20 protein-coding genes are annotated in these 24,628 nt (G+C 72.3%); 11 read left to right on the plus strand and 9 right to left on the minus strand.

The window, feature by feature from the left end:
• Positions 1-19: 19 nt before the first annotated feature.
• From AC060K_RS10375 to AC060K_RS10385, 3 genes are read right to left on the minus strand one after another with little or no spacing between them, the layout of a single operon-like run.
• On the minus strand, positions 20-865 hold the full coding sequence (locus AC060K_RS10375; protein ID WP_483765350.1) for a LutC/YkgG family protein: 846 nt from the start codon (positions 863-865) through the stop codon (positions 20-22).
• Complete coding sequence (locus AC060K_RS10380; RefSeq protein ID WP_483765351.1) at positions 862-2,403, minus strand: LutB/LldF family L-lactate oxidation iron-sulfur protein; 1,542 nt, start codon at positions 2,401-2,403, stop codon at positions 862-864. The genes AC060K_RS10375 and AC060K_RS10380 overlap by 4 nt, the downstream gene beginning before the upstream one ends.
• Positions 2,400-3,185: a (Fe-S)-binding protein gene (locus AC060K_RS10385; RefSeq protein ID WP_483765352.1), complete on the minus strand. Its 786-nt coding sequence runs from the start codon at positions 3,183-3,185 to the stop codon at positions 2,400-2,402. The genes AC060K_RS10380 and AC060K_RS10385 overlap by 4 nt, the downstream gene beginning before the upstream one ends.
• Before the next feature lie 247 nt (positions 3,186-3,432).
• On the opposite strand from AC060K_RS10385, the gene AC060K_RS10390 reads away from it, so the two are divergent.
• The 6 genes from AC060K_RS10390 to AC060K_RS10415 all read left to right on the plus strand — a co-directional run bounded on the left by AC060K_RS10390 (position 3,433) and on the right by AC060K_RS10415 (position 10,700).
• Positions 3,433-6,078 carry a glycosyl hydrolase family 18 protein gene (locus AC060K_RS10390; protein WP_483765353.1) on the plus strand — a complete coding sequence of 882 codons (2,646 nt, stop codon included), beginning with the start codon at positions 3,433-3,435 and terminating at the stop codon, positions 6,076-6,078.
• A gap of 111 nt (positions 6,079-6,189) precedes the next feature.
• Positions 6,190-6,921 (plus strand): FadR/GntR family transcriptional regulator, encoded by a 732-nt coding sequence (locus tag AC060K_RS10395; RefSeq protein WP_483765354.1) that lies wholly within the window; start codon positions 6,190-6,192, stop codon positions 6,919-6,921.
• Between the two features lie 69 nt (positions 6,922-6,990).
• Positions 6,991-7,440: an SRPBCC family protein gene (locus tag AC060K_RS10400; protein WP_483765355.1), complete on the plus strand. Its 450-nt coding sequence runs from the start codon at positions 6,991-6,993 to the stop codon at positions 7,438-7,440.
• A gap of 191 nt (positions 7,441-7,631) precedes the next feature.
• Positions 7,632-8,168 carry a SprT-like domain-containing protein gene (locus AC060K_RS10405; protein WP_483765356.1) on the plus strand — a complete coding sequence of 179 codons (537 nt, stop codon included), beginning with the start codon at positions 7,632-7,634 and terminating at the stop codon, positions 8,166-8,168.
• A gap of 28 nt (positions 8,169-8,196) precedes the next feature.
• On the plus strand, positions 8,197-9,231 hold the full coding sequence (locus tag AC060K_RS10410; RefSeq protein ID WP_483765357.1) for a beta-ketoacyl-ACP synthase III: 1,035 nt from the start codon (positions 8,197-8,199) through the stop codon (positions 9,229-9,231).
• 113 nt (positions 9,232-9,344) lie between these two features.
• Positions 9,345-10,700: a Gfo/Idh/MocA family protein gene (locus AC060K_RS10415; RefSeq protein ID WP_483765358.1), complete on the plus strand. Its 1,356-nt coding sequence runs from the start codon at positions 9,345-9,347 to the stop codon at positions 10,698-10,700.
• A 78-nt stretch (positions 10,701-10,778) separates the two neighbouring features.
• On the opposite strand, the gene AC060K_RS10420 is transcribed toward AC060K_RS10415, so the two are convergent.
• The 4 genes from AC060K_RS10420 to AC060K_RS10435 all read right to left on the minus strand — a co-directional run bounded on the left by AC060K_RS10420 (position 10,779) and on the right by AC060K_RS10435 (position 16,276).
• Positions 10,779-11,732, minus strand: a complete 954-nt coding sequence (locus AC060K_RS10420) for a quinone oxidoreductase family protein (protein WP_483765359.1) — start codon at positions 11,730-11,732, stop codon at positions 10,779-10,781.
• Between the two features lie 101 nt (positions 11,733-11,833).
• Positions 11,834-12,862, minus strand: coding sequence for an AEC family transporter (locus AC060K_RS10425; protein ID WP_483765360.1), 1,029 nt, complete (start codon positions 12,860-12,862; stop codon positions 11,834-11,836).
• 160 nt (positions 12,863-13,022) lie between these two features.
• Complete coding sequence (locus AC060K_RS10430) at positions 13,023-14,156, minus strand: Gfo/Idh/MocA family protein (RefSeq protein ID WP_483765361.1); 1,134 nt, start codon at positions 14,154-14,156, stop codon at positions 13,023-13,025.
• Complete coding sequence (locus tag AC060K_RS10435; protein ID WP_483765362.1) at positions 14,153-16,276, minus strand: DUF6807 family protein; 2,124 nt, start codon at positions 16,274-16,276, stop codon at positions 14,153-14,155. Before AC060K_RS10435 ends, AC060K_RS10430 begins: the two co-directional genes overlap by 4 nt.
• Positions 16,277-16,421: 145 nt before the next feature.
• Here AC060K_RS10435 and AC060K_RS10440 point away from each other — a divergent pair, with 145 nt between their 5' ends.
• The 5 genes from AC060K_RS10440 to AC060K_RS10460 all read left to right on the plus strand — a co-directional run bounded on the left by AC060K_RS10440 (position 16,422) and on the right by AC060K_RS10460 (position 21,783).
• Positions 16,422-17,366, plus strand: a complete 945-nt coding sequence (locus AC060K_RS10440; RefSeq protein ID WP_483765363.1) for a carbohydrate ABC transporter permease — start codon at positions 16,422-16,424, stop codon at positions 17,364-17,366.
• On the plus strand, positions 17,359-18,303 hold the full coding sequence (locus AC060K_RS10445) for a carbohydrate ABC transporter permease (RefSeq protein ID WP_483765364.1): 945 nt from the start codon (positions 17,359-17,361) through the stop codon (positions 18,301-18,303). Before AC060K_RS10440 ends, AC060K_RS10445 begins: the two co-directional genes overlap by 8 nt.
• A 75-nt stretch (positions 18,304-18,378) precedes the next feature.
• Positions 18,379-19,710, plus strand: coding sequence for an ABC transporter substrate-binding protein (locus AC060K_RS10450; protein WP_483765365.1), 1,332 nt, complete (start codon positions 18,379-18,381; stop codon positions 19,708-19,710).
• 187 nt (positions 19,711-19,897) lie between these two features.
• Positions 19,898-21,463, plus strand: coding sequence for a UxaA family hydrolase (locus AC060K_RS10455; RefSeq protein WP_483765366.1), 1,566 nt, complete (start codon positions 19,898-19,900; stop codon positions 21,461-21,463).
• Positions 21,464-21,492: 29 nt separating this feature from the next.
• Positions 21,493-21,783 carry a hypothetical protein gene (locus AC060K_RS10460; RefSeq protein ID WP_483765367.1) on the plus strand — a complete coding sequence of 97 codons (291 nt, stop codon included), beginning with the start codon at positions 21,493-21,495 and terminating at the stop codon, positions 21,781-21,783.
• Between the two features lie 69 nt (positions 21,784-21,852).
• On the opposite strand, the gene AC060K_RS10465 is transcribed toward AC060K_RS10460, so the two are convergent.
• Both AC060K_RS10465 and AC060K_RS10470 read right to left on the minus strand, forming a co-directional pair.
• Positions 21,853-23,040 (minus strand): Fic family protein, encoded by a 1,188-nt coding sequence (locus AC060K_RS10465; RefSeq protein WP_483765368.1) that lies wholly within the window; start codon positions 23,038-23,040, stop codon positions 21,853-21,855.
• Between the two features lie 206 nt (positions 23,041-23,246).
• A complete protein-coding gene (locus AC060K_RS10470) occupies positions 23,247-24,602 on the minus strand; it encodes a DUF1996 domain-containing protein (RefSeq protein WP_483765369.1) in 1,356 nt (451 codons plus the stop codon).
• Between the last annotated feature and the right edge of the window lie 26 nt (positions 24,603-24,628).

The raw sequence follows: 24,628 nt of genomic DNA on the forward strand, positions 1-24,628 counted from the left end.
GTGACGTCGGTCGCGTCGGTCAGGTCGCCAGGATCACGTGCAGCGTCCGCGGGCCGTGGACACCCTCCACCCGGTCCAGCTCGATGTCGCTCGTGGCGCTCGGTCCCGAGATCCACGTCTGCGGGCGCTCGGGGTGCGCGCCGAGCAGGCGGACGGCCTCCGGGACCGTCTGCACCACCTGGTCTGCCCGGACCACGCAGACGTGCACGTCCGGGACCAGCGAGATCGCGCGGCGGCCCTGGTCCGGCCCGGCGTCGAGCACGATCGTGCCCGTCTCGGCGATCGCGACCCGGGCCGCCGTGACGACGGCGCCCAGGGTGTCGAGCTCGGTGGCCGGGAGCGGCGCCTCGGGGGAGTCGGTCCGCACGTCGACGCCGGCCCCGCCGTCGGGCCCGGGCGTGCCGAGCCCGGCCAGCCAGGCCGGGTCGAGGCCGGGTGGGACGACGATCGACGCCACCTGCGGCGTGATCGGCAGTTCGTCGGATGATCGGTAGCCCGGGCTGCCGATCATCCGACGTTCTGCCGATCGGGCGGGGGCAGGGCCAGGCCCAGAGACGCCCAGGGCCTCCGCCACGGCCTCTGCCACGTGGCCGGCCGGGACCTGGACCACGCGCGCCTTGTAGTCGACGAGCCGGTCGACCAGGATCTCGAGCACCTCGGCCGACCCGGGCGCGTGCTCCCCGGTGGTCCGGTACTCGCGCGGGACGTCGGCCGCCCCCTCGATGTGATCGGTAGTTCGGGGCGTGATCGGCAGTTCGGACTGCCGATCACGCACCGAACTACCGATCACATCGGAGGGCTCAGGCGCAGTCCGGCCCAGCGCCGCCCGGATCGTGGCCAGCATCTCGGTGCGTGCGTCGGTCACTTCTCCTCCTCCTGGTCCGGGTCCGGCCGTTCCGCCCACCATTCCCGGAACGTCTGCTTCGGGGGCACGGGCAGGTCGCGCGCGTCCGTCCACAGGGACCCGGGATACGGCAGCTTCCCGATCACCCCGTCGCGCGCGAGCACCCGCCCGGCTCGCAGCGGCTTCTCGGCGAGGGCGAACCGCTTGCCGTCGGCCATCGCGAACGACGCCGCCTTCATGGCCGCGCCCCACACGGTGACGTGCGACCGGTCGGCGTCGACCTCCCGGGTGCGGAGGTCCACGAGGATCGACGGGATGTCGATCTTCACCGGGCACACCTCGTAGCAGGCCCCGCACAGCGTCGAGGCGTAGGGCAGCGAGGCGTTGGGATCACCGTGCCCCGACACCCCGCCCGACGACGCCGTCAGCTGCGGCGTGAGGATCGCCCCGATGGGGCCGGGGTACACGGACCCGTAGGCGTGGCCGCCCACCCGCTCGTACACCGGGCAGACGTTGAGGCACGCGGAGCAGCGGATGCAGTGCAGCGCGGAGCGGCCCACCTCGTCGGCCAGCACGGAGGTGCGGCCGTTGTCGAGCAGCACGAGGTGGAACTCCTGCGGCCCGTCGCCCGGCGTCACGCCCGTCCACAGGGACGTGTACGGGTTCATCCGCTCGCCCGTGGAGGACCGCGGGAGCAGCTGCAGGAACACCTCGAGGTCCTCGTACGACGGCACGAGCTTCTCGATCCCCATCACCGTCACGAGCGTCTCGGGAAGCGTGAGGCACATGCGTCCGTTGCCCTCGGACTCGACGACGGCGAGCGTCCCGGTGGAGGCCACCGCGAAGTTCGCCCCCGACACCGCCACCTTCGCGGAGAGGAACTTGCGCCGCAGGTGCGCCCGCGCTGCCATGGCGAGCTCGCGCGGCACGTCCGACAGGTCGGCGGGCGCGTCGCCCATCCGGGCGAGGAAGATGTCGCGGATCTCCGAGCGGTTGCGGTGGATCGCGGGCACGAGGATGTGTGACGGCATGTCGTCGGCGAGCTGCACGATCAGCTCGGCGAGGTCGGTCTCGACGGCCGCGACGCCCTCCTCGGCGAGGGCCTCGTTGAGCCCGATCTCCTGCGTGGCCATGGACTTCACCTTGACCACCTCGTCGGTGCCCTTGGCCTTGACGATGCCGGCGACGATGCGGTTCGCCTCCGCGGCGTCGCGGGCCCAGTGCACGACGCCGCCGCGCGCGGTGACGTTGCGCTCGAGCTCCTCGAGCAGCTCGGGCAGGCGGTCCATGACCCGTTCCTTGAGGGCGGACCCGGCGTCGCGCAGCGCCTCCCAGTCGGTCACCTCGTCGACCACCCGAGCCCGCTTGGCCCGGATCGTCGACGTCGCGTGCGCGAGGTTGCGGCGCAGCTGCGCGTTCTTGAGGGTCTCCTTGGCGGCGTCGGGGAACGACGGACCCCAACGCAGCGGCTCGGCAGGGTGCGGCACCGGCCCGAAGGGCTCGGCGACGGGCTCGGCCGGGCGGCGCAGCCCCGGCAGGCCGAGGAACGTGCGGCTCATCGGTTGCTCCCCACAGCGCCCGGCAGCGCGACCGGCGCCTCCCGCGTGGAGGCGAGGATCTCTGCGAGGTGCATGGGGCGCACGCCCGTGCCCTGCCGGGAGAGGCCACCGCCGATGTGCATGAGGCAGGACCAGTCGCCGGCGGTGACCACCTCGGCCTCGGTGGCGCGGATGCTGGCGACCTTGTCGTCGAGCATCGCGGCCGAGGTGGGCGCGTTCTTCAGGGCGAACGTGCCGCCGAAGCCGCAGCAGCCCTCGGCGTCGCCGAGGTCCACGAGCTCGAGCCCCTCGACGGCCCGCAGCAGGCGCAGCGGCCGGTCGCCCACGTGCAGCATCCGGAGGGAGTGGCAGGTGGGGTGGTACGTCACCCGGTGCGGGAACCAGGCGCCGACGTCGGTCACCTGGAGCACGTCGACCAGCAGCTCGGACAGCTCGTACGTGTGCGCGGCGACGGCGGCGGCGGTGCCGGCGAGCTCGTCGAAGCCGGCGCGGCGGCACACCGACGCCTGCTGGTGCCGGATGGAACCCGTGCACGACCCCGAGGGCACGACGACGGCGTCCCACTCCCCGTCGAGCACGGGGGCGAACGTCTCGACGTGGTTGCGGATCACCGGCACCGCCTCGCGGGCGTAGCCGGTGTTGACGTGCATCTGGCCGCAGCACGCCTGGCCGGCGGGGAACACGACCTCGTGCCCCAGCCGCTCGAGCAGCGTGACGGTCGCGCGGGGGGCCTGCGGGAACATCGCGTCGGCGATGCAGGTCGCGGCGAGTGCGATCCGCATGGGGTCTCCTTCCTCGGGGACGGGGCGCGGACTGCACACGGCTTCGTGTGGCCGGACCACGCAGGCGCCACTGTAGCCCATGTGGACCGACCACAGTAGGCAATACCCCTCTGAGGGAGTTCCCGCACCTCTTCTTGACGATCATGGGGAGAACCCTGACGAATTGCTCAAGCGTCCTTACATATCGTTGTCGCCGGTGCCAGGGCACCCCGCCCTGCACGCCGGCGTACAGGAGGTGGCACGTCCCATGACGAACTTCACCAGCGCGATGGCGACCCGCAGGAAGAACCGACCGCCCGGCCGGGCCGTGCGCCGACGTCGGGCCGTGGCCGCGGCCGCCGTGGCCGCGATCGTGGGCCTGGTCCCCGCGCTCGTTGCCGCTCAGGTGCTCGGCGCCGGAGCCGCCCACGCTGCCGCGTGCACGGGCCCGGCCTGGTCGGAGGGGGCCACGTACGCGGCCGGTTCCGCCGCCAGCTACCAGGGCCGCCAGTACCAGGCGATCGTCACCCACACCGCCTACGCGGGCACCGGGTGGAACCCTGCGGCCACACCCACCCTCTGGCGCGACCTCGGCGCCTGCAGCGGTACGGGTCCCTCACCGACGGCGTCGCCGTCCACCTCCCCTGTTCCGACGGTGTCCCCGTCGGTGAGCCCGAGCCCCTCCCCGACCCCCGCCCCCACGGGCGAGCCGATCTCGGACAACCCCGACGAGCGCTGCCGCCCGGACGGGCTGCACATCACGCCTGGCGTGGACGTGCCGTTCTGCGACGTCTACGGCGAGGACGGGCGCGAGCTGCTGCCGAACGGCCTCGAGCGGCGCGTCATCGGGTACTTCACCTCGTGGCGCACAGGAGCCGACGGCACGCCGTCGTACCTCGCGAGCGACGTCCCGTGGGACAAGCTGTCGCACGTCAACTACGCCTTCGGCCACGTGCGGCCGAACGCCCGCATCTCCGTGAGCGAGGACGTCCCGGGCAACGTCGCCACGGACGCGACCTTCCCCGGCGCGGAGAACGCGATGGACCCGTCCCTCGCGTACCGGGGGCACCTGAACCAGCTGACGAAGTACAAGCGGGAGAACCCCGGCGTGAAGACGCTGCTCTCGGTCGGCGGCTGGGCCGAGTCGGGCGGCTACTTCGGGGCCGACGGCGCCCGGGTCGCGTCGGGCGGGTTCTACGCCCTGGACACGCAGGCGGAGTACGACGCGTTCGCGGCGTCGGCCGTCGACTTCGTCCGTACCTACGGCTTCGACGGGATCGACATCGACTACGAGTACGCGACGTCGAACAACAACGCGGGCAACCCGGACGACTTCTCGTTCGCGAACCCGCGCCGCGGCCAGCTGTGGGCGAACTACACGGCACTGCTGCGGACCACGCGCGAGGCCCTGGACCGGGCGGCCGCGCAGGACGGGGACTACTACCTGCTGACGATCGCAGCGCCGGCCTCCGGCTGGCTGCTGAGGGGGCAGGAGGTGCACCAGGTCGTGGAGTACCTCGACTACGTGAACCTCATGTCGTACGACCTGCACGGCACGTGGAACCACTTCGTGGGCGGCAACGGCCCGCTGTTCGACGACGGGCGCGACGGAGAGCTCGCCGCGGCCGGTGTCTACGGCGCCTACGCGGGGATCGGTTACCTCAACGCCGACTGGGCGGCGCACTACTTCCGCGGTGCGGTCCAGGCCGGCCGGATCAACATCGGCGTCCCGTTCTACACGCGGGGCTGGAAGAACGTGCAGGGCGGCACCAACGGGCTGTGGGGCACGGCGGCCCTGCCCAACCAGCAGCAGTGCCCGGCGGGGACCGGGTCGAGCGTCGGCAGCACGACGCCGTGCGGCAACGGGGCCGACGGGATCGACAACGTGTGGCACGACCTCAACCCCGACGGGACGCAGATCGCCTCCGGGGGCAACCCGATCTGGCACGTGCTCAACCTCCAGGCGGGGCGGCCGGGGTCGTACGCCGCGGCCTACGGGTCGCCGGCCGGGCCGCTCACGGGCACGTACCAGCACCACTTCGACAGCGTGACCAAGACGGAGTGGTGGTGGAACCCCACCACGCGGGTCTTCCTCTCGGGCGACTCCGACCAGGCCATCCAGGCCAAGGCCGACTATGTGGCCCAGCAGGGGCTCGGCGGCATCATGATCTGGGAGCTCGCGGGCGACTACGGCTACGACTCCGCGACGGGCGAGTACGGCATGGGCGACACCCTCGTGACGCGCATGCACCAGACGCTGTCGCAGACCACCCCCTACGGGTCCACGAAGTCCGTGGCCGGCGCTCCGGCCCAGGCGATCGACCTGGACGTGTCGTACTCGAGCTTCGCCCTGGGCGACAACAACTACCCGATCAACCCGCGCGTCACGTTCACCAACCGGTCCGGGGTGGCGATCCCGGGCGGCTCGACCATCACGTTCGACGTGGCGACCTCCACCCCGGCGACGATCGGCGAGCAGAACGGCTGGGGCATCCAGGTGACCCCGGGCCACAGCGGCAACAACGTCGGCGGGCTCGACGGGCCGTTCCACACGGTGCGGCTGACGGTGCCGTCCGGCGGGATCCCGGCGGGCGGGTCCGCCTGGACCACGATGTCGTGGCAGCTGCCCATGGCCCAGTTCTCCAACGTGCGGGTCGTGATCGACGGGGTGGCCTACGCGGCCACGTACGACAACCCGCGCGGGGTCACGGTCGTGCAGCCGGCGGGCTCCGGCGGCGGGGGTGGCGGCGGTGGCACCGGGTGCTCCGCCGCAGCCTGGTCCGCCGCCGTGGCCTACAACGGCGGGGCGACGGTGTCGTACGGCGGCCGCTCCTGGTCGGCCCGGTACTGGACGCAGGGCGACGTCCCCACGGCGAGCGACTGGGGTCCCTGGCGGGACCTGGGCGCCTGCTGACACCGGGCCTGCTCGCCGGGGGAGCCGCTTCGTCCGACGAAGTGACTCCCCCGGCGGGCCCGCCTGCGCCGGGGGACGGCGGTGTGGACCGACCACAGGTAGGATCGGCTCGTGCGTACTCACGAGCGCGTCCTCGCGCAGATCGAGGCTGACCTCCGGTCCGGCAAGTGGGGGCTCGGCGAGCGGCTGCCCGGCGAGCGGGCGCTGGCCGAGCAGCTCGGCGTCTCGCGTCCGTCGGTCCGCGAGGCCATCCGGATCCTGGAGGCGATGGGCATCGTGCGTACCGCCGTCGGCTCCGGCCCCACGTCGGGTGCCACGGTGATCGACCGCCCCGCCGCGGGCCTCGGCGCGGCCGTCCGCCTGCACGTTGCGTCCGGCACGCTCCCGGTGTCCGACGTCGTCGCCACGCGCACCCTGCTCGAGTCGTGGGCGGCCCGTGAGGCCGCCGCCCGGGTGGGGGGCGCGGACGACACGGGGGCCGCGGACGACGCCGGGCACGAGGCCCTCGACGACGCCTGGCGGCTGCTGGCGGCGATGGACGACCCCGGCCTCTCGGTCGCGGAGTTCGTCGAGCGCGACCAGGACTTCCACCTGCAGGTGGCGCGCATGGCCGGCAACCAGCTCGTCGAGGCGATCATGACGGGCATGCGGTCGGCGGTGGGCTCGTACGTCACGGCAGGCGCGGAGCGCCTCCCCGCCTGGGGGACGACGTCGGCACGCCTCTCCGCGGAGCACCGCACCATCCTCGACGCCATCGGGGCGGGCGACGGCGACACCGCCGAGAAGCTGATCCGGGCGCACATCGAGGGCTTCTACCGCGAGACGGGCCTCGGGGGCAGCTGACGGGCTGCGAGTGCGCCGGGCTCGGGAGACGGTGGGCAGGACCGACCCGGACGCACGAGAGGAGCAGACATGGCCAGCGTCACGAAGTCCATCGACGTCGACGTCCCCGTCCGCACCGTGTACAACCAGTGGACCCAGTTCGAGGAGTTCCCCCGCTTCATGGAGGGGGTCGAGGAGGTGCACCAGCTCGGCCCGACGAACACGCACTGGAAGACCAAGATCGGCGGGGTCGAGCGGGAGTTCGACGCGGAGATCACCGAGCAGCACCCGGACGAGCGGGTCGCCTGGCGCAGCACGACCGGGCCGACGCAGGCCGGGGTGGTGACGTTCCACAAGCTCGGCGACTCCCAGACGCGTGTCACGGTGCAGCTCGAGTGGGAGCCCGAGGGATTCCTCGAGAAGGCCGGTGACGCGCTCAACCTCGACGACCGCCGGGTCGCCGGCGACCTGGACCGGTTCAAGGAGTTCATCGAGTCGCGCGGCACCGAGACCGGTGCGTGGCGGGGCGACGTGAGCTGATCCCTTCCGCGCTCGGGAGCAGCACGCCGAGGTAGTGCGACCGTCCGTCCCTGCGCAGGGTGACCTGCGGCGGACGAGCGCACTGCCTCGGCGCTTCTCTGTGCACAGGCCCTGTGGACGACCGCGCACGCCCGGCGGCGCCGGTCGGTAGGTTTCTGGCAGTACCGACGGCACCACCACAGGGGGCACACATGGACCTGAAGCGGGTCACGCAGACGGCGCGGGAGCTCATGGACCAGCACGGTCTGCAGGGCTGGACCTTCGGGTTCGACGACGCGATGCGCCGGGCCGGGCTCTGCGACCACGCACGGCGGCGGATCAGCCTCTCGGCGCCGCTCGCGCGCCTGTACGACGAGGCGCACGTGCGCGAGACGGTGCTCCACGAGATCGCCCACGCGCTCGTGGGACCCCGGCACGGGCACGACGCCACCTGGCGGGCTGCCGCTCACCGGATCGGGTCGTCGGGGCACAGGTGCGTGGACGCGCAGGCGCCCGCGATCGACGGGCCGTGGGCGGGCGTGTGCACGGCCGGGCACCGGGTCACCCGGTTCCGGCGACCCGTGCGCCCCCTCTCGTGCTCGCTGTGCGCGCGCCGGTTCACCGCGGCCCACCTGCTGTCCTGGACGTATCACGGCCGCACCGTCGCGATGGGGGCCCGGTACGAGTCGGAGCTCCGGGAGATCCTTGCGGCGGCGGAGCAGCCGGAGGGCGCGGCCGTCCTGGGGTAGGCGCTCGCGGATCGCGTACTTTGGCTCCATGGCCACCGCACTCTCGCTCCCTGCCGGTGCCGCCGGCTCCCGCATCGTCGGGCTGGGGCACCACCAGCCGGAGAAGGTCCTCACCAACGACGACATCGCCGAGCGGGTGGAGACCAACGACGAGTGGATCCGGTCGAGGACCGGCATCGTGACGCGTCACGTGGCCGCCGACGACGTCACGGTCGCCGACATGGCGACCGCCGCCGGCCGGCATGCACTGGAGGACGCGGGTGTGGCGGCCGACGACGTCGACCTCGTCATCGTCGCGACCGCCACGAACGTCGACCGCTCGCCCAACACGGCCGGGCGCGTCGCGTACGCGCTGCGCACCGGGTTCCAGCCGGGTGAGTCGACGCCGGAGGAGGCGGTCCCCCTCGACCTGCGCGACGTCGTCGGCCCGGCGGCGCTGGACCTGAACGTGGCGTGCTCCGGCTTCGCGCACGCGATGGGCCTCGCCGACCAGGCGATCCGCACCGGGACGTCGCGGACCGCGCTGGTGATCGGCGCGGAGAAGCTGACCGCTTTCACCGACTGGACCGACCGTTCCACCTGCATCCTCACGGCGGACGGTGCCGGGGCGGCGGTGCTGCGGGCGTCGGACCAGCCGGCGGTCGGCCCGGTGGTATGGGGAACGGAGCCGGAGCTCACACCCGCCGTGCGGATCGAGGAGCCGCTGGTGAAGTTCCAGCAGGACGGCCGGTCGGTCTTCAAGTGGGCGATCACCCGGGCGGCGGAGCGGGCGCGGTCCGTCGTCGCCGCGTCGGGGCTCGCGCTCGACGACGTGGAGGTGCTGGTGGCGCACCAGGCGAACCTGCGGATCATCGAGCCGCTGGCCAAGTCGCTGGGGATGGACGACCGCATCGTCGTGACGGACATCGTGGAGTCGGGGAACACGTCGGCGGCCAGCATCCCGATGGGGATGTCGAAGTGGTGGCACGCCGGCAAGATCCCGGCCGGCGTCCCGGCTCTGCTGTTCGGGTTCGGCGGCGGCTTCGCGTGGGCCGGCCAGGTGGTCCTCACCCCGGAGCGCTGAGAACGGTTTCCCGACCATGGGGAAGCGCTTCCCCAAGCCGGGTGCGCGTGTGTAGGGTCGTGATGCGGTCGCCGGCGGCGGCCGGGTCGACGACGACGAAGGAGCACCGCGACATGACCGACGCTGCGACCACCACGGGACGCCGGCGCTACGCCGTGATCGGTACGGGACACCGTGCCGGGATGTACGTGGGCGCCCTGCTCGACGCCCATGCAGCCGACGGCGAGATCGTCGCGTGGGTCGAGCCGAACCCCGTCCGGGCCGCGGTGCACGAGGCGCGGGTCGCTGCCGTCGTCGGCGGGACGCGTCCGGTGTACGGCCCTGAGGACCTCGAGAAGGCGATCGAGAACGAGCGCGTGGACCGCGTCATCGTGACCTCGCCCGACCGCACCCACGCCGACCTGGTCTCCCGCGCCCTGCGGGCCGGAGCCGACGTGGTGGTCGAGAAGCCCATCGCCGCCACCGCGGAGCAGGCTCGGCTCATCGTCGACGCCGTCCAGGAGACCGGCAAGGACGTCACCATGACGTTCAACTACCGGTACTCCCCGCGGAACGCTGCGCTGCGCGAGGTGATCCGCAGCGGCGAGATCGGCGACGTCGTCGCGGTGCACTTCGACTGGGCGCTCGACACCGTGCACGGTGCCGACTACTTCCGCCGCTGGCACCGCGAGAAGGACGTCAGCGGCGGTCTGCTGGTGCACAAGTCGAGCCACCACTTCGACCTCGTGAACTGGTGGACGGGCCTGGCCCCGCGCCGCGTGTTCGCCGCGGGCGGGCGCCGGTTCTACGGCGACGACGCCGGCCACGCCTCGTACGAGCCCAACGAGACCGAGCAGGACCTGCGCGCCCGCGGCATCGACCCGTGGGCGCTCGACCTGGAGAAGAACCCCTACCTCAGCGAGCTCTACGGGCCCGAGGCCCAGGCCGTCGACGGCTACCGCCGCGACCGCTCCGTCTTCGACCCCGGCATCGAGCTCGAGGACACGCTGTCGCTCGTCGTGGAGTACGAGAAGGGAGCGGTGCTCACCTACTCCCTCGTGGCGCACGCCCCGTTCGAGGGCTACCGCGTGGTGGTGACCGGTACGCGCGGGCGCGCGGAGCTGGAGGTCGTGGAGCGCGGGTCGGTCGCGTTCGGCGACACGGGCACCGCGGTGATCGACCCGAGCGCCACGCCCGAGGCCTGGGAGAACGACCCGCGCCCGTTCGGCGAGCGGCTCGTGGTGCAGCGCCACTGGGAGCGGGCCCGGGAGTGGCCCATCGCGGAGGGCATCGGCGGGCACGGCGGCGGCGACGCCTTCCTGCTGCGCGACGTCTTCACCGGCCCGCCCGCCGACGACCCCCTCGGTCGCGCGGCCGGCTACCTCGACGGCGTGCGGGCCTCGGCGGTCGGCTATGCGGGCAACCGCTCGCTCGCGACGGGTGACCCCGTGGCGCTGGACGACCTGGGCGTGGGCGTCCCCTTCGCCTGACCCCCCTCCCGCCGCTGTGGGTACACGAATGGTCGCCTTTCCGCGCCGGAAGGCGACCATTCGTGTACCCACAGCGGACTACCGGGACGGGTCCAGGACGAGCTTTCCGGTCGTCCGCCGAGCGCGCAGGTCCTCGTGCGCGCGTCGAGCCTCGGCCAGCGGGTAGGACTCCCCGAGCTGGGGTGCGAGGCGGCCGTCCAGGACCAGCTGCAGCAGCTCGGCCATCGGGGCGGAGACCATGCCACGCCGGGCCAGGCAGTGCTTGAGCCAGAAGCCGGAGACCGTCCTCGAGGTGCCCATCAGGTCTGCCGGCCGGACGTGCCGGGGCGGCACCCGCGACGCCATGCCGTAGTGGACCAGGCGCCCGAAGGGGGCGAGGGCCGCGAGGGTCGCGTCGAACGCGGGTCCGCCGGTCATCTCGAGCGCCACGTCGACGGGCCGTCCCTGGTTCGCCTCGACCAGCCGCTCGGTGAGGCCGTCCGGGGAGCTGTCCACGGCGACGTCGGCCCCGAGGTCGAGGGCGAGCTTCCGCTTCTCCTCCGTCGAGGCGAGCGCGATGATGCGCCCCGCGCCGAAGGCCCTGGCGAGCTGGACGGCGAGCGAGCCGGTACCGCCGGCCGCGGCCTGGACGACGACGGACTCGCCCTCGGCCAGGCGAGCCGACGTCCGCAGCAGGTGCCAGGCGGTCAGCCCCTGCACGAGGAGCGCGAGAGCCTGACCGTCGCTGACGCCGTCGGGGACTTCTTGCAGCCGGTGCTCCGGCACGCCGGCCACCTCGGCGTAGCCTCCGTCGTCGACCAGCGCCATCACGCGGCGACCGTCCGCGGTGCGGCCGACCACCTCGGAACCGGGGACCAGGGGCAGCTTGGCGGGCGCGAGATACGAGTTCTCCACCTGGTGGGTGTCGGCGTAGTTGACCCCCGCCCCGCTGACCCGCACCAGGACCTCGCCCGGTGCCGGCACCGGCTCGGGGATGTCCGTCACTGTCAGGACCTCAGGCCCGCCGTACTCGAGAATCTGGACTGCGCGCACCAGCTGGCCTCCGGGTCGTTCCGAGCGGTCATGGACAGGGTTGACGGTGGCAGGCTCTGCCGCCCGATGTCCAGGCCCCCGCATCGCCGACCCGGTCGAGATCACGCGAGCAGGGCGCCCACAGCCAGGAGCACCGGGACGCACACCGCTGTCGTGGCCAGGCACGCGCGGCTCGTCGGGCCCTCGAAGCAGCGGTACCGCGTCGCGTAGACGACGACGTTCTGCGCCGTAGGCAGGGCTGCCATGGTGACGACGACCGCCAGCGCTGCCGCGTCGAGCCCGACTGCCCGGCCCGTCAACCACGCGAGGAGCGGGTGGAGCACGTTGCGCGCCAGAACCACGAGCAGCACCACCCAGCGCTCGCGGGCGACCGGGACCCCGTCCGGGTCGGGCATGCCAGCCGAGGGCGCGCCCGCCGAGGCTGAGGCCGCCGGTCGCGGCAGGGCGAGCGTCATGCCGAACGTGAGCAGGGCGAGAGGTGGGGCCGCCGCCCCGAGCAGGTCGAACGGCGCCAGGACCGGCTCGGGGAGGCGGTGCCCCAGCGCGGATCCGACCAGCGAGGCGACCACCCCGGCGAGCGTGCCGAGCGTGACCGGGTTGCGCAGGGCGACGAGGAGCACGCCGCCCCGCGGTCCGCGCGGACCGGAGGTGGCCACATGCCCGGCCCGGTCGGGCCCGGCCTTGTCAGGCCCGGCCCGGTCGAGCACCGCGAACGCGGCCGGCGCGAGGATCAGGAGCTGGAAGAGGAGGGTCGGCACCACGGCCAGGGCGTCGCCGAACAGGTAGACCGCGAGCGGGATGCCGATGTTGCCGGCGTTGACGTACGACCCGGCGAGAGTCGTCATGATCGCCGGCCGCCACGGGAGCCGGACCACCGCCCGGGCGAGGGCGGCGACGACCAGGGCGAGCGCCGCCGTCGTACCCCAGGTGACTAAGGCGGGGCGTGAGACCACCGTCGCGAGGTCCGTCCGGGCGAGCGTGACGAACAGGAGGCAGGGCGCCGCCAGCGTGAACGACACCGCGGCGAGCACCTCGCGTGCCTGCTCGGGGAGCAGCCGCCGCCTCTGCGTGAGCCAGCCGAGTGCGACCACCGCCCCCATCGACCCGAGGGCGAGGAGGACGGCGCTCACCGGCTCACCCTTCTTGCGTGCCCTTCCCGGGTGCCGGGCAGTCGCGTACTCGGCACTTTGTCGGATGATCGGCAGCCCGGGCTGCCGATCATCCGACAAACTGCCGGTCGGACGGCCGCCGGGGTCCGGACGGCCGCCGGGGTCCTCACGGCCGCACAGCTCAGCTCGTCCAGGGCGCGCCCAGCTCGGTGAACGTGCGCTGCTCCCGCGCGACGCGCTCGCACCAGGTGGCGACGTCGCGGACCACGGGGCGGCGGTCGTCGCCCTCGCCGAGCCACTCCACGTGTGCGGGACCGATGCCCGACGGCTCGGACGCCGTCCGCACCGCGTCGAGGACGCGCATGAAGGCGCCGGTCTCGCGCACGTCGCACAGCAGCTCCCGCGCCGGGTCGCGGCGCGCGGCGAGGAGGTCGTCGAGCAGCGGCGTGCGGACGTACGACTTCTCGGCGGTGACCCGCGGGGTGCGGAGCCGGACGATGTCGTGCTCGTACTCGAGCTCCAGCTCGCCCTCGGTGCCGAGCACGAGGATCCGTGCGGGCGTCCGCTCGGCGGCGCACAGCGTGAGGCCGAAGCCGTACCGGGTCCCGTCCGTGCCGACCACGCGCACCGCAGAGGTGTCGTCGGCCTCGATCGGGTTGGCGCGCCAGAGGTCCACGTCCACGTAGGCCACGTCCTCGGTGGCCCGGGCGCCGCCGATGCGGAGCGCGGTCGCCACGGCGTGAGCGAGCGGGTTGGTCACGACGCCGTCCACGACGGCCCGGCCGTCCAGCCGCCGCCGGCCGGCCCAGGGCGCTCGACCCCAGTAGCCGGCGGTCCGCACCCAGGTCCCGACCGCTCCCACGCCGACGATGTCGCCGATCTCACCGCGCCCGACGAGGTCGGCAGCAGCCGCGACCGCGTGCGAGCCGAAGGTCTGGAAGCCGACCTGGCACAGCCGGCCGGTGCGCTCCGTGACGGCGACCAGCTCGGTGTGCTCCGCGAGCGACGCCGCCGTGGGCTTCTCGAGCAGCACGTCCACGCCCGCCTCCATCGCGACGCGTGCGAGCGGCAGGTGCGTGTGGATGGGCGTGGCGAGCACGACGACGTCGGGCCGCGCGCTCTCGTCCGGGCTGCTCAGCAGGTCGCCGAGGGTGGGGAACCAGGGTGCGTCGGGCCCGTCGGGCCCGGGCTCCCGCGGGTCGACGACGGCGCTCAGCCGGGCGGCACCGCGCCCCTCGAGCTCGGCGACAGCACGCAGGTGGGAGGCGCCGTGGCCATGGATGCCGACGACCGCGACCTTGGCCGGGAGGCTCATCGGACGGCCTCCGCGACGGCGGCGGCCTCGTCGAGCGTGAGCTCGGCGTCGACCAGCGCGGCCACGAGACCGACCTGCACGCTGCCCCCGTCGGGGACCACCAGCGGGCTGTCCCACGCCAGCGCCGGGCAGGCGCCGGGGTACTCCGCCGAGCGGAGGAACCACGGCCGCACCTCGCCCGGCTGGACCAGCACGAGCGTGGACGGACCGGCGGCGTGCACCTGGGTGAACGCCACCCAGCGCGCGGAGCTGCCGTGCGCAGCCGACTCGCCCTCGCCCGCGGCGCTGAGCACGCGGGTGCGCTCGGCGACCGGCAGCCGCCAGAACAGGCCGCCGTAGCCCGCGCCCGGGCGGCCGTTCGTCGCGGGGGAGCGGATCTCGAGCGGGCCGTGCGACGCGTGCAGCGTGCTGTGCCAGCCCAGGACCCACAGGTCGGACGGCAGCACGCCCACCAGCCGCGACCCGTGCAGGCGGCGTTCCTCGGTGAGCTGCGGCGCGCCGTGCTCGTCGCTCCAGAGCACGTCCTCGAGGAGGGTGCCCGCGTCGTCGGGCGCCACGCGCAGGCCTGTCGCCACCTGGGTGCCGTGGTTCTCGAGCAGCGTGGGGCCCACGTCCCGGACGAACGTGCGGCCGCCCCAGTGGCTGGTGCCGTTCACGTCCGGGACGGCGATGCCCACGCCGTAGTGGTGCCGGTGGTCCACCGGGCCCGCGTCCGTGAGCGGGACCCCCGCCAGCGTGTGGACCGGGTGCAGGTAGGGCCGGGGGGCGTGGATGCGGGGGACCCGGTCGCCGGGCTCGCGGCGGGCGAGCGGCGCGCCGTCGGCCCCCGCCCGGAGCACCATCGTGTCGCCGTCGGCGGTCCAGACGGGGTTCTTGCGGGCGTCCGGACGTGTCCGCACGCGCCCGTCGGTCGGTGCGGTCTCCTGCGGTGCTGTTCCCGGCGGAGCGGCGACACTGTCGTCCACGGGCCCTCCTGTCGCTGTGGTGTGGGTGGGGGTCGTGTCGGCGTCCCGGCCGTCGTCGGCCAGGTGCACCCTCTCCGGGCGCCGCGGCAGCGGGCCCGTGCTGGCGCGGATCTCGAGCCGCGCGGCGAAGCGCGCGGTGACCGCGGGGTTGGCGCCGTCGGTGATGACGGCGTGCAGCTCCCGCCACGCGTGGCGCCCGAGGTCGGACTGCGGTACCGCCGCCGTGGTCAGCGCGGGCGTGGCGTAGCGGGCCAGGTCGATGTCGTCGAAGCCGGCCACCGAGATGTCGCCCGGCACCGCGACGCCTGCCTCGTTGAGGCCCGCGAGCAGGCCGAAGGCGACCAGGTCGTTGTACGCGACGGCGGCCGTGAACCGGCCGGCGAGCACCGCGGCGGTCACGGCGTGGCCGGCCGCGATGTCGGGTCCGGCGGGGAGCACCTCGAGCCGCAGGCCCTCGTGCAGCTCCTGCGCCCGGGCCAGCCCCGCGCGACGCTGCCCGTCGGAGGCGCTCGCGCGCGGGCCGGCGAGGTAGGCCACGCGGCGGTGGCCCAGGCCGACGAGGTGCGAGACCACCTGGACCGTCGCGTCCGCATAGTCCACGACGAGGCTCGGGGCCAGCGCGGCGCCCGGGCGGCGGCCACCGGGCGTGGTGCCCGACGGCGTGCCGTCGGCCGCCTCTGCGGCCAGGCCCACCTCGCGGTTCACGAGGACCACGGGCTCGGCGTCGCCGATCAGGGCCACGAGCTCCGCGTCGGGCATGCGGGGGGAGACGAGGACGAGCGCGTCGCAGCGCAGGCGCGCCTCGAGCGCTATCGCCGCCTCCTGCTTCTCGTCCTCAGCCGTCTCGGCCACGAGCACGCGGTAGCCGTCCTCGGCGGCCGCGGACGCGACCCCCCGCAGGATCTGCTGGAACACCGGGTTGCCGAGGTCGGGGACCACGACGGCGACCGTCGTGGTGCGCCCGAGCGCGAGGTTCCGGGCCACGTTGCTGGGCCGGTAGCTGAGGCCCGCGGCCGCTTCGCGGACGCGGGCAGAGATCTCTGGGTCGACCGTGCTGCGGCCGTTCATGACTCGCGACACCGTGGCGCGCGAGACTCCAGCCGCCGCGGCGACATCCGCGATCGTGGCGACAGGGCGCCGTGCACCGGGCTTCACATTGCTGACCGTACACCATAGGAAACCGGTTCCTCGTGTGATACGTTCCTGCGCAGGAACCGGTTTCTCAGCCGCGCAGACCAGAGAAGCACCGCGCGGCACAGGACGAGATCCGGGGATCGACGACGATCCGAGAGGGCGGTACATGAGCACCACCGACATCCCCCGGCGGGCGGACGCACCTGCGCGCCGTACGCGGGGGCGAACCGGCGCCACGCGCCGGGGAGACGGCCGCGCGGCCATCATTTTCCTGGCCCCATGGTTCGCCGGACTGGTGCTGATCACCGCCGGCCCCATGGTCGCCTCGCTCTACCTGTCGTTCACCGACTACGACCTGCTGACGCCACCCACGTGGATCGGCCCCGAGAACTACACCCGGATGTTCGCCGACCCGCGGTTCCTCAACGCGCTGCAGGTCACGTTCACCTACGTCCTGGTGTCTGTGCCGATCCAGCTGGCGCTGTCCCTGGCGCTGGCGCTGATCCTCGACAAGGGCCTGCGCGCCCTGTCGTTCTACCGGTCGGTGTACTACCTGCCGTCGCTGCTCGGCGGCAGCGTGGCGGTCGCCATCCTGTGGCGCCAGGTGTTCGGCGCGGACGGCCTGCTGAACCAGTTCCTCGCGTGGTTCGGCATCGAGGGTCAGGGCTGGGTGTCGCACCCGGACTACGCCCTCGGCACCCTGATCGTCCTGAACGTCTGGACGTTCGGCTCGCCGATGGTGATCTTCCTGGCCGGCCTGCGGCAGATCCCGCAGATGTACTACGAGGCCGCCTCGATCGACGGCGCCGGCAGGGTGCGGCAGTTCTTCACCATCACGATGCCGCTGCTCTCGCCGATCGTCTTCTTCAACCTCGTGCTGCAGGTCATCGGCAGCTTCCAGTCGTTCACGCAGGCGTACGTCGTCAGCGGCGGCACCGGCGGCCCGGCGGACTCGACCATGTTCTACACCCTCTACCTCTACCTCAAGGGCTTCGGTTCGCTCGACATGGGCTACGCGTCGGCCATGGCCTGGTTCCTGCTCCTGATCATCGGCGGCATGACCGCCATCAACTTCGTCGCCTCCAAGTACTGGGTCTTCTACGATGACTGAGCTCACCGCCCCCACGCTGCCCGACGACGGCACCCGCCTCCGCGCGCGGATCTCCGCCACCGCCGGCAAGCTCCCTGCGCCGTCCGCCCGGCAGGTCCGCGCCCGGCGCCGCGCCGCCATCACGGGCCTGCTCCGGCACGCCCTGCTCATCGGCTTCGGCCTGATCATGCTGTACCCGCTGCTGTGGATGCTGGCGAGCTCGATCAAGCCGTCGGCGCTCATCTTCCGCGAGCCCGGCCTGATCCCGACCGAGATCGACATGAGCAACTACACGGACGGGTGGACCGCCCTCGTGCACCCGTTCAGCACGTACCTGCTGAACTCGGGGCTCGTGGTCCTGGGCTCCGTGATCGGCAACCTGGTGGCCTGCTCGATGGCCGCGTACGCGTTCGCCCGCCTGGAGTTCCGGGGCCGCAACCTCTGGTTCGCCATCATGCTGATGTCGATCATGCTGCCCATCCATGTGGTGATCGTGCCGCAGTACGTGCTGTTCTCCTCGCTGCAGTGGATCAACACGTTCCTGCCGCTGATCGTGCCGAAGCTCCTTGCGACGGACGCGTTCTTCATCTTCCTCATGGTCCAGTTCTTCCGGGGCATCCCCAAGGAGCTGGACGAGGCGGCGCGGCTGGACGGCTGCGGCCACGTCCGCATCTACCTGCGGATCATGCTGCCGCTGGCGCTGCCGGCGTTGGCGACCACCGCGATCTTCACCTTCATCTGGACGTGGAACGACTTCTTCAGCCAGCTGATCTTCCTCACGCGTCCCGACATGTACACAGTCCCTGTCGCGCTCGCCGCGTTCAAGGACAGCACCGGAGAGACGTCCTGGGGATCGCTGTTCGCCATGTCGATCGTGTCCCTGATCCCCGTCTTCCTCGTCTTCCTGTTCGGGCAGAAGTACCTCGTCAAGGGCATCGCCACGACCGGGATCAAGTAGCAGGACCCCCGCACGACCCGCACCTCATCCGCACGACCGGACGACGACGTTTCGTCACGCACCTGAAGGAGCATCATGCGATTCACCACCACCCGCGCACGGCGCGCAGCCACCGCGGCGAGCGCGACCGTCGCGGTCCTCGCCCTGGCCGCCTGTGCCGGCGGCGACTCCGGGCTCGGACCCGCCACCCAGGAGACCTCGGCCGCCCCCGCCGAGGAGTGCCCCTGCGAGATCCGCTTCTCGTGGTGGGGCTCCGACTCCCGCCACGCAGCGACGCAGCAGATCATCGACGCCTTCGAGGCGGAGAACCCCGACATCACGGTGGTCCCGGACTTCACCGACTGGGGCGGCTACTGGGACAAGCTCGCCACCTCCGTGGCCGCCGGGGACGCTCCCGACGTCATCACGCAGGAGGAGCGCTACATCTCCGACTACGCTTCGCGCGGCGTGCTGGCCGACCTGGCCTCGCTCCCCATCGACACGTCCAAGATCGACGACGCGATCCTCGCGGGCGGCGCCACGGCTGACGGCCAGTTCGGCATCCCGACCGGCGTCAACGCGTACGCCGTCGTCATCGACCCCGAGATCTTCGCCGCCGCGGGCGTCGAGATCCCGGACGACGAGACCTGGACCTGGGACGACTACGTCGAGATCGCGAACGAGATCTCGGCCAAGGCCCCCGAGGGCGTGTACGGCGCCCAGGACTACGGCTTCAACGAGGCCGGCATCAACATCCTGGCGCGTCAGCGCGGCGAGTCCCTCTACACGGAGGACGGCAAGCTGGGCGTCTCGAAGGAGACCGTCGCCGACTTCTTCCAGGTCTCGCTCGACCTGCAGGCCGGCGGCGGCGAGCCGGACGCGGCCCGCACCATGGAGGTCCAGGACGCCGGGCCGGAGGGTTCGCTGCTGGGCACCAACACGGGCGCCATGGGCATCTGGTGGAGCAACCAGCTCGGCGCGCTGAGCAAGGCGTCCGGCCGCGAGCTGCAGCTGCTCCGGCTCCCGGGCGAGTCGGAGGGCGAGCGCACCGGCATGTACCTGAAGCCGGCCATGTTCTACTCCATCTCGAAGACGAGCGAGTACCCCCAGGCCTCGGCGAAGTTCGTCGACTACCTGCTGAACAGCCCCGCTGCGGCGGAGATCATGCTGACCGACCGCGGTCTGCCGGCGAACACCGAGGTCCGTGAGGGCATCCTCGACAAGCTGGACGCGCCCAACACCCTGGTCGCGGAGTTCATGGCCGAGATCGAGCCGACGATCGTCGACTCGCCCCCGGTCCCGCCGAACGGCTCGGGCGACGTCGCCGACATCACCGAGCGGCTCAACGCCGAGGTGCTGTTCGCGCGGCTGACCCCCGAGCAGGCGGCGGAGCAGTTCCTGGCCGAGGTCGAAGCGGCCGTCGGCTGACGCTGACGCCTCGCGCCTGACGCCTCGCGTCCGGGCCTGACGCCTCGCGCCTGACGCCTCGCGTCCGGGCCTGACGCCTCGCGCCTGACGCCTCGCGTCCGGCAGTTCGTCGGATGATCGGTAACCCGGGTTGCCGATCATCCGACGAACTGCCGAACACCCGCCCCGCTGGCGGGAGTACGATCGAATGAAACGGTTCAACGAGCACGGGAGGCCCACGGTGGCCGCAGCAGAGCTGCTTCTCCTGCGCGGGGACGACGATGTCGCCGTCGCCACGCACGACCTGAGCGCGGGAGAGGAGGCCGGTGCACCCGGGCGCGACCCCGTCGTCGTGCAGGGTGCCGTGCCCCGCGGCCACAAGGTGGCGCTCCGCGCCCTGCCGGCCGGCGCCGAGGTGCGCAAGTACGGCCAGGTCATCGGGGTGGCCACGCGACCGATCACGCCCGGCGAGCACGTGCACAGCCACAACCTCGGGTTCGAGGAGGGGCACCGCGAGGCAGAGCTCGCCACGGTCCACACCGAGCTGCCCGCGCCGCCCGAGCCGCGCCCCACCTTCCGGGGCTACCGCCGGGCCGACGGCAAGGTCGGCACCCGCAACTACGTCGCCATCCTCACCTCGGTGAACTGCTCGGCGTCCACGGCCAAGATGATCGCCGACCAGTTCCGCGGCTTCGCGATGGACCAGTTCGACGACGTCGACGGCGTCGTCGCGCTCACCCACCAGAGCGGCTGCGGGCTCGTCCCCACGTCGGAGGGCGGCCAGGTGCTGCTCCGGACGCTGCGCGGGTACGCGCAGCACCCCAACGTCGCCGGCCTGCTCGTGCTGGGCCTCGGCTGCGAGATGATCCAGCTCGACACGATCCTGGGCGGGGCGGAGGTGAGCCCCGACGTCGTCGTGAAGACCCTGACGATCCAGGACACCGGCGGCATCCGGGCCACCGTCAAGGCCGGTGTCGCGGCGGTCCGCGAGATGCTGCCCGAGATCGACGACCGCTGGGAGCGCGAGGAGTGCGACGTCGCCGAGCTCGTGCTCGGTCTCAACTGTGGCGGCTCCGACGGCTACTCCGGCATCACCGCCAACCCGGCGCTCGGCTGGGCGTCCGACCTGCTCGTCTCGTACGGCGGCACGTCCGTGCTGGCCGAGACGCCCGAGGTCTTCGGGGCCGAGCACCTGCTGACCCGGCGGGCGGTCACGCCCGAGGTCGGCAAGCGCCTGCTGAGGCGCATCGAGTGGTGGAAGACGTACGCCGCCGCGGGCGGCGGATCCCTCGACAACAACCCCTCGCCCGGCAACAAGGCCGGCGGCCTCACCACGATCCTCGAGAAGTCGCTCGGCGCCGTCGCGAAGGGCGGACAGGCGGACCTCGCCGCCGTCTACGAGTACGCGGAGCCCATCACCGAGCGCGGCTTCGTCTTCATGGACACGCCCGGCTACGACCCTGTCTCCGTGACGGGCATCGTCGCCGGCGGGGCCACCGTGGTCTGCTTCACCACGGGCCGCGGATCCGTGTTCGGGTGCAAGCCCACCCCCTCGATCAAGCTGGGCACCAACACCGAGCTGTTCGAGAAGATGGGCGACGACATCGACATCGACTGCGGCCGCATCGTCACCGGCGTGGCCACGGTGGAGCAGGTGGGCCGGGAGATCTTCGACCGGATCCTGGCCGTGGCGTCGGGCGAGCTCACGTCGAGCGAGGACCTCGACATCGGTGGCGAGGAGTTCGTCCCGTGGCAGCTCGGCACGGTGACGTAAGCCTTCCTCGCACCGCTACCTTGGCGGCCATGGACTTCATCTTCGTCGCCTTCCTGGTCTGCATGATCTTCGCCGCGATCTCGATCTCCGGCCGGCTGCGGGCGATCGACGAGTCCGCCCGGCGGATGGAGCGCAAGGCGGACGTGCTGATGGCCCACCTCGGCCTCACGGTGCTGACGGACTCGGCCTTGGCGGAGGTCGACGACCTCCTCCGCGAGGGGCACCGGACCACCGCGATCCAGCGCTACCGGGAGCTCACCGGGGCCGGGCAGAGCGAGGCCCGCGAGGCGCTGGAGAGCCGCGAGGCCTGGGGCCGCTGATCGCGGGCCGACGACCAGGTAACTGTTCTCCGGATGACGCGCAGACGGGGAACAGCTGCCTGGTCGGCCTCAGCCGGCGACGGGTCCAACGATCGCGTCGACGAGGTCGCGGGCCACGAACCGCCGGTTGTAGGACCCGATGGGTCCCTGGAGGATTCCGAGCTCAACGAGCCGGCCTACCGCCTTCTCCACACCCTGGATGGACTTGCCGAAGCGTCGCGCCAGACCGCGTACGGTCACGATGGGTGATTCGACGAGGATGTCGACGATGTCGCGAGCAAGTGACCCACGCACGTTGCCCCTCTGTAGGCGTGCGACGTGGTCCGACCGGATGGCAAGCAGGCGATCCACCCTGAGGGCCGTGTCGATCGCCGACGCCTCCAGGCCCGCACTGAAGAAGCGCACCCATGGCGCCCAGTCACCTGTGGCCGACACTTCGGCCAGATGCTCCTGGTATTCGGCCCGGCGGGCTTCGAACCACGGTGACACCGTGAGCAGCGGTTCGGCGAGCAGACCCTCTCGCATCAGTTGGAGGACGATGAGCAGCCGGCCGATGCGACCGTTGCCATCATTGAAGGGGTGGAGGGTCTCGAACTGGTAGTGCGCCATCGCGGCAGCGATAACCGGCTCGCGTGATCCGCTGTCGTTGATCCAGTCCGTGAGGTCTCGCAGTGCCGGCTCAAGGCCGTGCTCGGGTGGCGCGGGGATGAATCGCGAGTCTTCGACCCGCCCGTTCGGGCTGCCGATGACGACCTGCGTGGTACGAACCCGGCCTGCGTCGTCGTTGTCCGACTGAGTCCCGGCGACGAGCGTTCGATGGGCGTCCAGTAAGAGTGGAATGGTGATGCGCTCATACGTGGCGACCGATCGAAAAGCGGCTTCGGCGGCAGCGACGTAGTTCATCACCTCGCGGAGCTCGTCCGACGGCGCGTCCGAGGGGCCGCCGTCGGCGGCCAGGACGTCTTCGATCGGCGCGTAGGTTCCCTCGAGCGCGGAGGTGCTCTGCGCCTCCCGGCGAAGGGTGGGCTGCCGGAGCAGTTCGGGGTTCGGGATCTGGCGGGAGGCTTGATCCAGACGGGCGATCGCCCGCCCCGCCCGGGAGACGGAGCGCCACGTCTCGCCATCGAGTGCGGGGTCTTCACCAAGTGGGTTCGCTACGAACGCGACGTGCTCGAATGATCGCCGGTTCCGGCCATCGTGGCCCGAGATCGGGACGAGCTGGCCCAGAGGGCTCTTGGCAAAGCGCGAAGCGTCCATGAATGAAACCTAGTCAACTAGGTGAAACGCTGCCTTCCGAGCAGCCGCGCAAGTTGCTCTTGATCCGAAGATAGCAACTCGCACCCGCGTTTGGTTGTCTTTGGCGGAGCGGATGCCAACTGAGGTTGTCTTCGCGGCAGCCCGACGACGGCCCTGGGCGCCCTCCGTACGGAAGGCGCCCACGGCCGCCGTCGGGCAGCGACGACCTACCCCACCAGCTGGTAGTTCTCGTCGAGGACCGTGCCGCGGTGCGGCTTGTACAGGTCGTAGCCCCGCGGGTTGCACTGGAGGCCACCGTTGATGCAGTGCTCGACGAGCCGCTCGAGCACCACGGGCTCCCAGGCGTTGATGAAGTCGTAGTGCCAGGACTGGTCGGACCCGCTGACGAGGCGGACGTCCGACATGTCGCCGCTGACCGGCCACGCGATCTTGAACTCGAGCATCGGGACCGCGACTGGGTGGGTGAGCGGGCACTGGCCCGCCACCGGGTACGCCATGTGGGTGCCGTGGCCCATGTGCGACGCCGCCTCGGGCGTGAGGTGCACGCCGTCCCAGCAGCTCGGCGCCTGGTACCGGATGTTGAGCTGCGTGCCCGGCGCGCAGTACGCGGGGATCTCCCAGCTGCGCGAGATGTCGCCGCACTCCCAGCCCTCGACCGCTCCGGGGGCGGTGCGGAACTCGTCCACCGTGGCCATCATGTTGCCGGCGACGAACTGCAGGCCGGCGGGGAACGGGACCACGTCCCGGTAGTCGTCGATCCCGGACTTGTAGTAGATGGTCATCGGGATGTTCGGCTGGACCGGCACGCCGCCCTTCTCGAGCGCGGGGAACCAGTAGGACGAGTGGTCCTGGGGCACGGTGCACGTCGACGATGGGCTCGCGTACAGGTCGTTGGCCGTGGTGAACGCGTTCGTCACCCGGTTGCCGACGAAGGTGTGCAGGTGCGACGCGCCCGGCTGCCCCGGGAAGACGATCGGGTCGTCGGGCCGGAAGTGGGAGAACGTGCAGTTGGCCTGGAACTCGTGGTGGGTCACCTCGTCCCCGGGCCACTGCGGCGGCTCGTCCGGGTCCACCGCGGTGCCCTCGCCGAAGACCTGGAACTCCCAGAGGGAGTAGCCGTAGCCGGTTCCCCGCTGGGAGCCGACGAGCTGCACGTAGCGGCCCGACGCGTCCACGGCGAACGACTGGACTCCGCCGGTGCCGCCGGTCACGGACCGCACGGTGCTCCACGCCGCGCCGTCGGACGAGACCTGGAGCGTGAAGGCCGACCCGTACGCGGCCTCCCACTCCAGGACGATGCGGTCGAGGTCGTGGACCGCGCCGAGGTCGACGCGGATCCACTCCGCGTCGGTCGCGGCGCTGGCCCAGCGGGTGGTGCGGTCGCCGTCGACCGCGAAGCGCGGTCCGAGCCCGGCGGACTCCGAGCTCGAGGCCGCCGTGAGCCGGCCCTGCGAGAGCAGGGTGTTCGGCGCGGCCGCCGCGCCGCCGCCGGCCGCAGCCGTCAGGGACGAAGCGAGCAGGGTCGTGGCGAGCATGCTCGCCAGGATGCGGGGAGTGCGCATGGTTCCTCCTCCATTCACTGGTGGTC

It is taken from the genome of Antribacter sp. NEAU-D49, from assembly GCF_057158775.1.